This window comes from Chryseobacterium sp. AG844, from assembly GCF_003182335.1.
Lineage (GTDB): Bacteria > Bacteroidota > Bacteroidia > Flavobacteriales > Weeksellaceae > Chryseobacterium > Chryseobacterium cupriresistens.
On record NZ_QGTV01000015.1, the window covers coordinates 17,318 to 32,079 of the forward strand.

The window sequence follows — 14,762 nt, forward strand, 5'->3', positions numbered from 1 at the left end:
AGGCTACACTGAAGCTAATATTGAATGTTCGTGTACAAAATTTTCTAATAGTTCTACGGCTTTGTCATTTCCTCCGGCAAGCGTGAATGTATTGCGGACTTCCTGAGCGGCGGTTCTGTATTTTGGATTTTCCAATAATTCAAAAACGGTTTCACGAAGAGCATCCACTCGCAGTCTTTTGTATCGGATGCTGATTCCGCAGCCTGCCTGCTCAATCAGTTTTGCAATGTGGAAATGATCATAAGCGATAGGAGTAATCAACATTGGTAAACCGTTACGGAAAGTATCGTTTACGGTATTGAAACCACCATGGCAAATTACCATATCCATTTGCTGCATCACTGCCGATTGAGGGACAAAGCTGTTTACAATGAAATTGTCCGGCCATTCTTCAAAAATTTCCGATGGAGTAGCAGCAATCACTGTAACGGGCTGATCTTTAAATGCTGCAATGATTTTTTCAAAAAAAGCTTTTCTGATGTCTACCAGCAGCGTTCCCAATGATACAAAGATTTTTGGAGTGGTGGATGCATTCAGCTTATCCCAGTCAAACGGAGCATCATTCGGACGGCCTTTTACCGGCCCTACAAATTTCATATGAGGCGGAACGGTTTCAAATCCGGCGAAAGCCTGGGAGGTAAATACCATATTCAGTTTGTGAGAATGGATGTAAATTCCTTCCTCATGAATGCCTACTTCTTTCTGAAGGTCTTTGATGAGGTTTTGCTGCCATTCCCAGATTTTAGGGGCACTTTTTTCTGTGTCTCCCATCACATCCGGTGGAACAGGTGTTGTTGTTACACAAGGAATATGATGTTTATGAGCGAAAAGAGCGCCTCCGAAAGTAATACAGTCGTTAACGATGACATCCGGCATCCAGCTTTCTGTCAGTCTGGTTAATCCTGGCATCATCATTTTAGCGAAAGGAACATAGGTTTCTTCCAGTGCCAGTTTCATTACTTCAGGTCCAGAGCATGCGGGTCCGTCATCCTGTCTTTTCAAAATACGGGCAATTTCTTCCTGATATGGGATAAGATCTTCTTCAGGATAGAAATAAGAACCTCCTTCAGGAATATGTTTGCTGTCTAAAGGGGTAATCCCGAACCATTTTACTTCATGTCCGCGGGCAATCAGACTTGCTCCCACACTTAAAGTAGGGCTCACATGTCCGAAAAACGGCGGAACAACGAATAAAAATTTAGACGGTTTTTCAGGTTTTGAAGCCTTTGATAGAGCCTGTTCCAATAAGGTAGCTGCTGTAGCTGAGCCTCCTGCTTCCACAAAAGACTGACCTACTTTCTGGGCTGCTTCACGGTAACCCGGAGTATTTAAAATCTGTTGTACCGCTTCTCTCAGGTGATTGGCTTTAAATCGGTTAAAATTAAGGCGCTCACCCGCTTCTGTACGCACCACACGTCCTGCAACATGCGACTGATCATACGCAATCGGAATCACGACCAAAGGAATACCGTTGGATAATGTTTCAGATACGGTATTATGACCGCCATGGCAAACTACGCCGTCAAGATGAGGCAGCAGATCCAGTTGCGGAACTTGTTGATACACCATAAAATTGTCCGGCCATTGCTCAAAAAGTTGTGGATCAGAAACGACTACAACGGTTAAATCTTCATCTTTGAAGGCATCAATAACCTTCTGGAAAAATGCTTTTTTATGATCGTGATCGAAGGTAGTGCCAATACTTACCAGGATCTTTTTATTGCCTTTGCTTTTTAATCTCTCCCAGTCGAATTCACATGAAACACGTCTTTCCGTAAGAACCGGACCTGTGAATTGGTATTGGGACGGCAGATCTTCCATTTCCCCAAAGAAATAACCGGAAGTCAAAACCAGGGTCAGAAGGTCTGAAGTCGCCAGAGAACGTTCTTCCTGGAAACCCAGTTCTTTCTGCAGATCGATGATCTGATTCACTTCCCATTCGTGTACTTTTGGAAGCTCATTCATAATTTTGATGGCTGCCGGAGCGGTAACGGAAGTGGCACAAGGAATTCCAAGCATTTTTGCAGCAACCGGGGCAGCAAATAACTGATGATCTCCGATAACCAAATCGGGCTGCTCTATTTTTAATAATGAAACAATACCATTATAACAATGTCTGTTCAGCGGGATAAGAACCTCTTCGTACAGAAACTTAACGCTGTCTATACCATACACTACTTTTTTGGAGATAATATCTAGATATTGTTCACTTTCTTTTTTTTCTTCGTCGGTCTGATCGTATTGGATCAGTAATAATTTTCCTCCCTCGGGAAGTTTAGCCTCTAAAGTCGGGTCAAGGCTGATCCAGGCTACCTCATGTCCTCTTTCCAGCAAAGTAGCACCGATGCTTAGAGTAGGGTTGACATGACCTGTGAGTGGTGGAACTATAAATGCAAATTTAGCCATGGTTTTGTGTTAAAATTTTAAATAAAAATTGAGCGATCGTTTCAGCAATGCGCTGAGGTTCCTGAATGGGAATATTGTGATCACCCGGGATTAATTCAAGTTCAGACTGGCTGATTTGAGATTGCAGCCACTCACCGGTAGGTCTGCAATTGGAATCAGCGCCATAAAGCAATAGAGTAGGAGCTGTCAGTTTGCTGAAGTCGGTTTCACCCAGGAAATGTTTTTCCCTGATCATATCTGCTTTAATGCTGGTCTGATTAAACAGAAATTCATACATACGGTGGTTCTTCTCCATTTGTCTTTTGCCCATTTGCACTTTGGTGGTGTCTGTAAAGTTGGCTACGTAATGCTCAAGAAACTCTTTGCTGTATTCATCAATGATGTTACGGGCTTTTTCGTCCTGAGGATCCGGAGCTTCCATCACCACAAGCTGATTCACGCGGTCAGGATATTCCAAAGCTGTTTTTAAAGCGATAAGACCTCCGAAGCTGTAGCCGACAAGGTGTACTTTTTCCAGTTGAAGATGATCTATTAAACCTATCAGATCGGAAGACATGTTATCAAGGTCGTAGCCATCCAGAAAACGCTCACTCATACCGTGGCTTTTCAGATCGTACATCACCACATGGAAATGTTTTGCCAGAATTGGGGCAATATTAAAATAATAAATGGACAGGTTACTGAACATACCGTGGATGAGTACCACGGTTTGTCCGGCTCCTTTGTTGAGTTCCTGTATATGAACTTGTCTGTTATTGACAGTGATTATTGGCATTCGTAGATATAATTGATGATCATACTAAGGTCAAGATTGATCAGCTGGTCAAGATCCATAGAGGATAACCAACCTGTAAAGTCGATCTGATCGCCAAAATGTGCCTTGATCTTTTCAGAGAAAGAGACAATTTCAATACTGTCCATTTCAAGATCTTTGGTGAATGAACTTTCAGGAGTAATATCCATCTCTTCTACAAATTCAGCACCTATCACTTCAGTAATAAAACCTTTTAATAAAGTAAAAAGTTCTTCGTGGTTCATTTTTAATGTTGCGTTTACAGTGTCCATCCGATAATATAATTTTTATGTTTAATAGTTTTGATTTCAATATTGTTGATCCACAGGTGATCGTCTTTTATTTCTTCGACTTCGAAGGCTTTAGGATTTCCTTTCAGTCCTGTTCCCAGGAACTTTCCGTAAGCTTCTTTGGCTACCCAGAAACGGGTGGTCCATTCTGCCTGATCTCGGTCTTTTAATAAGGTTAATTCTTTGTCGGTAAATACCATGTCGTAGAATCCTGAACTGCGTTCTTCCATCAGTTCCATATCAATTCCTACAGATTTTCCATATCTCGCGATCCCAACAGCTTCTTTTCCTTTATGAGCCAGAGAAATATGGATGTTATCTGTAAAATCACTGATAAGGTGAGGTTTCCCCACTTCATCGGAACGGATTTCAAACGTGATCGGGAAGCAGGCATGATTTTTTTCTTTGCGAAGAAGATTTCTTACGGCATCTTTCACCGCCACGCGGCTTACCATCCAATTTTTCTTTTTGTTAGGTAACAATTGCTGATGATGTTGTTTTTCCGTTTGGTTGAAATATCTTTTCAGGATAAAATCCCATGAAGCCACTCTGGTATAGGCTTGGTGGAAGAAGAATACATCAGGAGCAATTTCTTCCGAAAGGCGGTTGTGCAGTGGTGACATGGAAACATTCCATAAAGCGGCATCAATTTCCAGTCTTCTGTTTTGCCATCCGGTAATCGCGCACCATATTTTTCCGTCTCTTTTCAGGATAATGTCTGCGATGGCGAATTCATCATTCAATTCAGTCAGCATGCAGGTACATTCAAAAATACCTTCCTGATCATGCATATCTCCGAAGAATTCAATATCTCTGATTTTTACAGGGAATGCAATACGGTCTTTCACCAAAGTAAGCTGAAGCCAAAGCCCGAACAGCTGTCCTGCATTGTCAAGCAATGAGCCTTTACCTCCGTTTCCTTTTATCTTCCCGATGATTCCTTTATCTCCTACGGCAGAAACTTCTGTAATTCCCTGATATTGGTCTCCATGGAACATGTGCATGTCGTAGATTTCTTCAGGGGTTCTTTCGATAGGTAAAAGATTACCGATGGAAAGATTGAAGTCAGGTGTTGGAACAGGACCCGATTTTAAGACTACTTCTGCGTTGGCAAAGTTTTCAATGTCAAGATAGGCATGATTCGGTGAACGCCATTCTCCTTTTACGGTTTTTTCGAATGGTTTGGCAACATTCATCCATTGGAATACACTTACATTCATGATTTTATGAGCCAATGTTCCCGGAATTTCTGCTTCTGCAATTTCTGCAAGCTGTTCAAAGATCATCGTCATCGGGATTACCGGTTCCATATCTGCTACATGAGCCCATCCTTTAGGCTGTCTCAATAAGCTGTGGTCGATCAGGTAAGGATGACTTTCCAGCGTTACATATAAATCTTTTGTAAAATTTGTACTTCTTACGGGTTGTGGAGCAGCCTGAACTACAGGTGCAGGTCTTTGGATAGTGATTTCCGGACGGTTCTGGAATAAAGTCAATACTTCTTCCTGCATACGGATCATATCGGCAACGTTATCCTGGAATGCCTGTACCAGAGGATGTCCGCTTTTTGTGGCAATAGCTGAAGCTGTTGCGGCATATTGTTTTGGTGTGTCAAAAGACTGAGCCAACGCTTTCACCTCTTTAAAATTACGGATGATAGGTGAACCTAATTCCAGTTTAATGCCTTTTCCTGAAGCTTTTTTCGAATGATTTTGAATCTCTAAAAAGTCAAGGGCAATTGTTTTTCCTTCTACAAATAATGAAGCAACTACCCTTTGTAATTGAGCCAATGCAGAACGGGTCGGAACGCTGGAAGCGATGGTACTGAAAGCTTTTCCTTTCAAGGTATCATCAATAAATCCAATCAGTCCTCCTGTACCGACCTGAATGAAAACTCTTGCACCTTCTTCGTATAATTTGTCTGTCAGTTCACGGAAACGAACAGGTTCTACCAAATGTTCTGCACTCAGTTTTCTGATCGCTGCCTGATCTGCAGGATAAGGTTCTAAGGTAGTAGCAGACCACAATGGAATTTTCGTCTGCTGGAACTGTGCTTTTTCCATTCCCGCAAGGATCACATCCAGTTTATCAGAGATAAAAGGAGAGTGGAATCCAGACTGGAACGGCAGTACCTGATGGAAGATCTGTTTTGCTTTTAACAGAGGAACCAATTCATCCAGAGCTGCATTGCTTCCGCAAAGAATCACCTGATTAGGGCAGTTGTCATTGGAAATATATAAGTCTGAAATTTCTGAAATAAAAGGCTGTACTACATCAATTCCGGCTCCTATGGCAATGAATCTGGAATCTTTTAGTTCAAAAGTTTCAGGATTCAGTACATCAATTAAGGCTTTTACAGAATTGGCTTCCGCTAATTCTGAAGAGTAGCCGGCCAGCCATTCTCCTAAACTGTGCCCTGCATTCATATCGGGAATAATTCCCAGTTTTTTTAATGAATTATCAAGGATACTGCAGTTATTGAAAATGTTTAAGGCATCGGTTAAAAGACCTTCACCTTCTGTTTCGATAGGTGCTGATAATCCGAAATAACGGCTTACTGTTTCTACCTCACCTTTTGCCAGACCATCTAATCCTGGGAATACAAAGGCTACTTTTCCGCCATCTTTTAATAATGGAGTAGAAGTGTACCAGATATCCTGTTTGTTTTTCCACGTAATATTTTTGGAAACAATTTTAATGGCTTTTTCTATTCTTGCAGGCGTAGGATCAAATATCGCAACCCTGAAATTTCCTTCACCAATGGTTGTTTCATTATTTTGTAATGCGAAAAGCAATTCTTCGTGTGTTGGTCTTGCCAGAATTAGCACCTTATCTTTTTTCGACATATCATAGCCTTCCAGAACAACGTGTGCATTGATTCCTCCGAATCCGAAAGCATTCACCGCAGCTACTTTTGGCAGCCCTGTTTTTGACCAGTTTCTGGCGTCCTGTACCGGTTCGAATCTTGTGTTCTGCATCTCTGCAGTGGGATTCTCACAATACAAGGTTGGCGGCAAAGTATCGTGATGTAAGGCAAGACAGGTTTTAATTAATCCAGCAATTCCGGCAGCTGGCATGGCATGTCCGATATTGGACTTTACAGATCCGATACCCGCAGCCGGAACCGATTCTTCTTTTCCGAAGAACTGGGCTAAGGTCTGAAGTTCAGTTTTATCGCCAAGCGGTGTTCCTGTGCCGTGAGCTTCAAGGTAACCTACTTTATTTTTATCCAAATCTGCGTTGATCCATGCCTGTTCCAACGCTTTCAGCTGACCTTTTACAGATGGACTCATCACGCTGGTTCCGGTACCATCACTGCTTACGCCAACGCCTTTAATGACCGCATAAATCTTATCCTGATCGCGAACGGCATCTTCCAGTCTTTTTAACACAACGAAACCACAGCCTTCACCAATCAGCAACCCATCAGCATCACTACTGAACGGCTTGATCTGCTGCTGGCGGGACATGGCTCCCAGCTGGGCAAAAATACTCCAGAAGGCAGCGTTCTGTCCTGTGTGTACACCTCCTGCGATCATGATGTCGGAACGGCCTCTCTGAAGTTCCTGTACAGCATGGTCTACAGCAATTAAAGCGGATGCACAAGCGGCATCTACAGTGAATGCAGCACCTCCCAGATTGAAACGGTTGGCGACAAGTGAAGCAACAAGATTGGGAATTAATCCCATCGCAGTATCTGCTGCAAAACGACCTTTACGTTCCTGAAATGCATGCTTTACCTTTTCAATATCGGAAGAAGAAACGTGAGGCAGTAACTCTTGTAACAATGAAGAAATCTGTTCTCCGGTTCTTACAATTTCTATAGCTCGGGTCGCACCTGGACCTGTGTAGTTTCCTTTACCGATTATGATTCCCGTTTTTTCAAGGGAAATGTTTTTCTGAAATATACCTGCATCTTCCAGTGCTTTCTGTACCAGATCAAGGGTAAGCAGATGATCAGGTTCCGTTCCTTCAACGGCTAATGGCAAAATACCAAATGCGGTAGGATCGAAAGTATAATCAGGGATAAACCCTCCACGCTGACAGTAAAAACGGTCAACGGGACTTGTGGCATCACTGAAATGAACAGGATCTATCCGATCCGCCGGAGCGAGTTCGGTAGAATCAACTTTATTGATAATATTCTGCCAGAAAGTGTTGGCATCCTGTGCCCCGGGAAAGACACAGGATAAACCAATTACAGCAACATCTGTTTTTTTCATACTTTGTTTATACAGTGTTTTACCAATTATTTCCTGACATGATCAGCACCTGGCTTTCTGTTCCGTATTTAATTTCGTTAAGGAAGATTTCTTTTCCTTCATCCAACGGGATCATAGAAATACCTCTGCGCTCGTACTCAGATTCCAGAGTGGAAGAAACCATTCCGGCTCCTTTCCATGGTCCCCAGTTGATAGAGATTACTTTTCCTTTTAATCTTTTGTTTAAAGCATTCGCGTAATCATCCAGTACACTGTTGGCTGCCGCATAATCTGTCTGACCTTTGTTACCGTATACTGAAGCAATACTTGAGAATAATACTACAAACTGACAATCTGAACGAAGCTGTTCTGCCAATACACGTAGGGGGGTTACTTTGGTATCAAATACACGTCCGAAAGAGCTTGTCGTTTTTTGCTTGAATAATTTATCTTCTAAAAGACCAGCCCCGTGGATCACTCCATCCAGACGGTTGTATTTCTCATAAATACTGCTGATCAGATTGCTTAAACCTTCTTCGTCACACAGATCCAGTGATTGGTAAATGATGGTATTTCCAAGTTCTTCCATATCACGGATGGTGCGAAGAATCTGATTGTTTTTGAAAATTTTCGTTGTTTCTTTTTCAATCTCTGCCGGAGAAGCGAATTGTCCGGATCTGATCAGAAATCCTCTGATTTCCTCTTTGGTTTTCATTCCCTCAAAGTCTTTAGCCGAAAGCTCATTTCTCGGGTCTGCCGATCTTCCTACCAGAATATAGGTGCAAGGATAAGCCTGAGACATATGTTTTACCAGTTCAGCAGTGATCCCCTGTGCACCTCCCAGTACCAATACCACAGATTTCTGATCTAATTGTATATGCGCTTCATGTAAGCTTGTTGATAATGGAGAAGGAATGATGTCTATTTTATGTCTCTGATCATTTTTGTAAATGATTTCAGCTGGTTTATCATTCGTAAGGATTTCCTTTAAGGTGATTTCAGCAATCTGATCCACTTCCTGAGGCGTGCTAAGGCTGATCAGTCTGCAGGCTGTATTGTCAAATTCTCTGGCTAAACTTTTGAAAAGTCCCGGATATCCCTGATGATGGCGCAATACACTTACATCTGTGATTTCCTGAATATGTGCAGGAATATCAGAAATAAGATATACCCATTTTGCTTTATCAAAATCCAGTTTCTTGATCAGATCTACATGATCGATAATGCTTGGTTTATCTGCTGCTGAGAACAGGTCCAGCATAATTAATCCGTCAATGTTGGAAAGATCTTTTTCTGTATCTGCCACTTCTACGATAGCACCGTGTTTTTCCAGAGCTTCTTTGATTGCGGAGGTATGAGTGCTGTTATCCTGGGTAATGGCAAAACGTTTTCCCTGCAATACTTCTGTGTTTTGCACTAAAGAAGGATCAGTAGGCGTGATGTCAAAACGAAGACGTGAAAGTACATTTTGAGCTGGTTCTGCTGTATTTTCTGTTTTCACTTCCTGAGTTGCTTCGTTGGTTTCCCCATTCATTTCACTGATCCAGCTTGCCAGACCGCGAAGTGTTTTAATAGCTGCCAGTTTTTCCATTAAATCATCTGCCTGTTCCAGGTTTTGACCGAAACCGATTTTGGTTTTAAGATCACCAATAATTTCCATACGTTTAATGGAGTCTATACTCAAATCTGCTTCCAGATCAAGATCCAGACCCAGCATTTCTTTTGGATATCCTGTTTTTTCGCTCACGATATTCAAAATAGCATTTTGAAGGTCTTCCAAAGAAAATGCCGGCTGAGCCTGTGGTTTTGAAGCTGTTGATTCGGCCGCAGATCCATTTTTTTCTGTGGCAGCAGTTGTTTCAGCACCTGAGAATTCAGTAAGCCATGAAACTAATCCGCTTAATGTTTTTATACCTGCCAGCTGCTCCATAATGGTGTCTTCGCTAGTGTTTCCGTTGCCCAGAGTTCCCAGTTCATTACGAAGTGCTCCGATAATTTCAACTCTTTTAATAGAATCTATACTTAAATCCGCTTCCAGATCCATTTCCATACCCAGCATTTCCTGAGGATATCCTGTTTTGTCACTTACCACCTGCAGTAATAAGGATTTGATATCTTTTGAAGGAGCCTGTTTCACGGCTGCAACGGCTACTGGTCTTTCCTGCTGAACAGGCTGAACCGGAATAGCAGAAACTGGCTGTTGAGCCGGAACCTGCATCGGTGAATGATATACAGGAGCAGGAAAAGCCTGAGGGTTCTGTCCCATAAAGGAAAGCATCACATCCCGTTGTGCCTGTATCATTAATTTCATACTGTTTAAATATTCCTGCAGCATACGTTCAGCGGTAGATTGTGCTTCAGCTGCCGGTGCCTGATGATTCGTAGTAAAATTGTTCATGGGAATAGGGTTTATGAGTGGTAATGCACCATTAGATGGCAGATTACCATGAGTTGGATGGGCAGTCTGCCCGTTAACACGCCAGATGGCTGGACTTTTCTTATAAAGCTCAGGTTGGTTTAGATCAATAACCTTCACGTTTCGGCCATCAAAAAGTTTTTCAATATTAAAGCTTCGGCCGGTTCCTAAATATTGTGCCAGCATACAAAGCAGGTGACTGAATTTATTGTGGCTGTTGTCTTCAACATATAAGGTCAGCTGATCTTTTTCCAGACAGGACTTGGTTAATCCGGTAAGAACTTTTCCTGGTCCTACTTCAATGAAGATTCTTGCTCCGTCATTGTACATGGCCTGCAGCTGTTCTACAAATCTTACAGGCTGTACCAGGTGATCAGTAAGTCTTTCTTTTATTTCTGCCGGATCTGCCGGATATACTTCTGCTGTGGTATTGGACCACACTGGAATCTGCATTTCCCCAAAAGGAATATCTTTCAATACCTCAGCATATAATTCCTTGGATTTTGCTAACAACGGACTGTGGAATGCACAGGCGACTTCCAGTTTTTTAGCAGAAATCCCTTCCTGTTTAAGTGTCTCAAGCAGTTTATTGATCGCATCCGTATTTCCGGCGATCACACATTGTGTTGGCGCATTGAAGTTGACAGGATAACATCCTTCTATTTTCACAATAATCGGTTGCAAACGTTCCGCTGTAGCGCTTGCTGCCAGCATTGAACCCGGATCTCCTCCTTCCACAGAATTTAAAATAGACTGAGCTCTCTGAACACTTAAATCTACCAGTTTATTTTCATCAAATACTCCTGCAAAGCATAAAGCCGGAATTTCACCGTAGCTGTGGCCTGCCAGCATATCTGGAATAATACCCAATGATTCTAAGAATTGAGCCAATGCAAGGTCTACAATTCCTAAAAGTGGTTGTGCCAAACGGGTATCTTTAATGGTTTCTTTCTGTTGTTTTAAGTCAGCCTCATTAAACGTTTTGGATGGGAAAACCACTTTTTCAAGCTCAGGATAATGATCAATAATCTTACGCATGGCCGGGAAAACGACAAATAAGTCACGGGCCATATTGATTCTCTGGCTGCCTTGTCCGGGGAATGTGAACGCTACTTTACCTTCTTTTTTATTCACGGTAAATGTATCTTTAGTCTCAATCCCTAGCAATACCAGCTCAACCTTCATCATCAGATCTTCAACCGTATCAGCCACAATGCTGAACTGGATAGGCTTTTCTGAACTGATGCTTAAGCTGTAGGCAATATCCTGTAACGGAATACCATCATTAATTTCTAATAAAGTTTTAATCTGACCGGACTGTTCTTTCGCTTCTTCATACGTATCTCCACGGAAAACAAACAGTTCTGAAGGCCATGACTGCATGGCAATTGAATCATCCTGCTTTGGATGGTTTGCAATAACGGTATGGAAGTTTGTTCCTCCAAATCCGAAAGCACTGATTCCTGCATAACGGTTTTTCTCTGCCCATAATCCACTTTCTGCATGGAATGCAAACGGACTGGTTTCTGCATTGTAATACGCGTTAGGCTGCTGAAGGTGAAGGGTAGGTGGCTTTACACCGTGATATACTGCAAGAGAAGCTTTGATTAATCCTGCTAATCCTGCTGCACATTTTGTATGACCAATCTGTGTTTTTACAGATCCTAAATGAGTCTGCCCGGGTAATGCCCCTGAACGGCTGAATAAATTAGTCAGTGCACTTAATTCGGTTTTATCACCTACCACCGTTCCTGTACCGTGAGCTTCCACTAATCCAACAGATGCAGGACTTATACCTGCCTGGGTGTAAGCACGTTCTAATGCTCTTACCTGACCTATCTGTCTTGGAGCAGTCAAGCCCAATGCTTTTCCGTCACTGGATCCTCCAACTCCTTTAATCACTGAATAAATACGATCTCCATCACGTACGGCATCCTCATATCTTTTTAAAACAAGGATAGCAATACCTTCTCCAAGAGCAATACCGTCTGCATCGCTGTCAAATGTAGCACATCTTCCTTTTCTGGATAGGGCATGCGTGCTGGAGAACATCAGATAATCGTTAATTCCATTGTGTAAGTCTGCACCTCCGGCAAGAACCATATCAGATTTTCCTAATACAAGTTCCTGACATGCCAGATCAATGGCTGCCAAAGAAGAAGCACATGCTGCATCTACCGTAAAGTTTCTTCCACCAAGGTCTAATCTGTTCGTAATCCTACCTGCGATTACATTTGCCAGAATACCCGGGAAAGAATCTTCAGTAGTATGTGGGAAGGCTTCTTTTACTTCTTCATGAAGTTCTCCGAAAACCTGCTTATAATATCCTCTGAAACTATAGCTGTTGGCAAGATCATTTCCTCCTTCAGCGCCTATAATGACAGAAATGTTTTCTCTGTTGATGTGTTTTTCACCATATCCTGCATCTTCCATGGCACGCTTGGCAACCAATAAAGTTAACAGTTGAGTAGGTTCAATAGCGGCAAGAGATTGTGGCGGAATACCGAATGCCAATGGATCAAAATCGATTTTAGGAATAAATCCTCCCCATTTGGAGTGGGATACATCCGGTCCGTCAGAATCCGGATGGTAGTATAATTCCTTATTCCATCTTTCGTCGGGTACTTCAGTGACACTGTCTTTTCCAAGAATGATGTTTCTCCAGTACTCATCAAGGTTTTTAGCTCCCGGGAAAATACATTCCATTCCGACGATGGCGATGTCCAGCGGTTTTTCCGTAGAAACGGGTTCTTCCGGTAATGCCGCCTTCTGAATATGTTCGTAATTGTCTACAACGCTTTGATGAAGTGCTGCCAATGAGATCACACGATTTTGCATGGTGGCTACCTGTCCGATCATATACATTCCTAAGTCCAGCTGATCCTCTTTAGGAATATTGACAAGCTTATCGCCCTGTCGTTCTATGCCTTTCGCAGCAATACGTAAACGGCCTACATTTAATTTTTCAAGCTGTTCCCAGACTTGTTTTTTATCCATTCCGGCAGCAAGAAGTTTTGCTTTTTCGGTGTTGAAATGGTGGGCAAATGCTGTATTTAAACAACGGGTTTCGTGTCCTGGAGCTGTTTCCAGCAAGACCGTATCTTTCGCCTGCATAGCCTGGGACTGAAATTCTTCCTGAATGGCTCCTGTCTGTACAGCTTCATGAGTATACAGATAGGCTGTACCCATCAATACCCCGATTTTTACTCCTCTTGCAGCTAAAGGGGCTGTCATGATGGAAACAAATGCTGTTGAAAAGGCGTTATGAATTCCCCCTGCAAAAAATACACTGATGTTTTCAGGATGCTCTTCTTTTAAAATACGTTCAATTTGTTTTTCCCAAAGAACCGTACTGGACAGCGGACCTACGTGGCCTCCGCATTCACGTCCTTCAAAAATAAAGTTTTTAGCTCCTTCTTTAAGGAAAATATCCAGAAGAGCAGGGGAAGGAACATGTAAGAATGATTTTATTCCCGCTTTCTCAAATACTTTGGCCTGTGCGGGTCTTCCCCCTGCAATTAAAACTACCGGAGGTTTTGCTTCCAGTATATAAGAGGTTTGCTCATCTCTTAATTCCTGAGGGGCAAATCCTAAAATTCCTACTCCCCATGTTTTTTCTCCGGCCAGCTTTTTGGTGTCCATTACCAGAGACTTTGCAGCTTCTCCTTTTAATAAGGATAAAGCAACAAAAGGTAAAGCTCCGGCATCTGCTACTGCGTTGGCAAATGAAGGAACGTCACTCACACGGGTCATCGGACCCTGAGCAATAGGGTATTGCAGTCCCAGTTCCTGAGCTAAAGAGTTTCCTTTATCAATTACTTTGAGTGCTTTTGCCTGCTTCAGATGTCCATACATGGCTTCTTTGAAACCGAAAATAAGTTTTTTCAGTGTTTTGAAATCTTCATACAGATCTGTGGCCAGCGAAATGTCCTGTCCCATTGGAATGTAACAAGTGCTGAGATCCAGGCCTGTAAAATATTGTTTCAGATCTCCGGCAGTTGCATTCTCGGGTAAGGAAGGTGAGTTGGGTCTCACCAATACGCGATGGTTGGCAATCACCTTAGTTTCTGTACCATTCAGTTTTGAGCATATTTCTTTCAGATCCTGAGGAACTGCACTTTCGGGGAACAACGCTAGCTGGCTGTCCAGTACAATTCCTGTTGCTCCCAAAGCTTTTGTTGCCGCTGCGGTATGGAGACCTATTCCTCCCTGTACCCACACCGGAATGCTCTGGATTTCTTTGATCACACGCTGGAATAATACAAACGTGGATTCATAGCCTACCCATCCGCCTGCTTCATTTCCTTTGATAATGATTCCTTCTGCTCCCGCCTGTTCAGCCTGTCTTGCTTCTTCCAGACTCGTTACCTGATAAACTGCAGGCAGCGCAGAGGGCTTAGACATTCCGAATGGAAGGATCGCAAATCTTACCTTTTCAGGAATTTGAAGAGAGACGAAGTTGTCTGCAGAAAAATAAATACCATAAGATGGTACGTCTATCTGATCAAGTTGATGTAACGCTTCCTGTGCAGCCGTTATCTCATTTCCTAAACTTAAAACGGGGAATGCACCCGCCTGGTGTAATCTGGATATAAGAGTAACGTCCGGCTTTTCAAAAGGCGTCAGTCCAATAATGGTTAAGTTTTTCATGGCGT

The 14,762-nt window shown here is 42.5% G+C and carries 5 protein-coding genes; all 5 read right to left on the reverse strand.

Annotation, left to right across the window (positions count from 1 at the left end):
• Positions 1-3: 3 nt before the first annotated feature.
• Genes DEU40_RS14825 through DEU40_RS14845 form a run of 5 tightly spaced genes read right to left on the reverse strand, consistent with a single transcriptional unit; the run spans position 4 to position 14,757 of the window.
• The gene (locus DEU40_RS14825; RefSeq protein WP_110010545.1) at positions 4-2,406 is read right to left on the reverse strand and encodes a glycosyltransferase; all 2,403 of its coding nucleotides are present in this window, start codon (positions 2,404-2,406) and stop codon (positions 4-6) included.
• Positions 2,399-3,181 carry an alpha/beta fold hydrolase gene (locus DEU40_RS14830; protein ID WP_110010546.1) on the reverse strand — a complete coding sequence of 261 codons (783 nt, stop codon included), beginning with the start codon at positions 3,179-3,181 and terminating at the stop codon, positions 2,399-2,401. Before DEU40_RS14830 ends, DEU40_RS14825 begins: the two co-directional genes overlap by 8 nt.
• The gene (locus DEU40_RS14835; protein WP_002977699.1) at positions 3,172-3,471 is read right to left on the reverse strand and encodes an acyl carrier protein; all 300 of its coding nucleotides are present in this window, start codon (positions 3,469-3,471) and stop codon (positions 3,172-3,174) included. Before DEU40_RS14835 ends, DEU40_RS14830 begins: the two co-directional genes overlap by 10 nt.
• Positions 3,459-7,712 (reverse strand): type I polyketide synthase, encoded by a 4,254-nt coding sequence (locus DEU40_RS14840; protein ID WP_110010548.1) that lies wholly within the window; start codon positions 7,710-7,712, stop codon positions 3,459-3,461. Before DEU40_RS14840 ends, DEU40_RS14835 begins: the two co-directional genes overlap by 13 nt.
• A 19-nt stretch (positions 7,713-7,731) precedes the next feature.
• Positions 7,732-14,757, reverse strand: a complete 7,026-nt coding sequence (locus DEU40_RS14845) for a type I polyketide synthase (RefSeq protein ID WP_110010550.1) — start codon at positions 14,755-14,757, stop codon at positions 7,732-7,734.
• Positions 14,758-14,762 lie beyond the last annotated feature (5 nt).

Excerpts from the sequence above, each read along its gene's own strand:
- DEU40_RS14840 (WP_110010548.1), bottom strand. The coding sequence starts at position 7,712 with ATGAAAAAAACAGATGTTGCTGTAATTGGTTTATCCTGTGTCTTTCCC.
- DEU40_RS14830 (WP_110010546.1), bottom strand. The coding sequence starts at position 3,181 with ATGCCAATAATCACTGTCAATAACAGACAAGTTCATATACAGGAACTC.
- DEU40_RS14835 (WP_002977699.1), bottom strand. The coding sequence starts at position 3,471 with ATGGACACTGTAAACGCAACATTAAAAATGAACCACGAAGAACTTTTT.
- DEU40_RS14845 (WP_110010550.1), bottom strand. The coding sequence starts at position 14,757 with ATGAAAAACTTAACCATTATTGGACTGACGCCTTTTGAAAAGCCGGAC.
- DEU40_RS14825 (WP_110010545.1), bottom strand. The coding sequence starts at position 2,406 with ATGGCTAAATTTGCATTTATAGTTCCACCACTCACAGGTCATGTCAAC.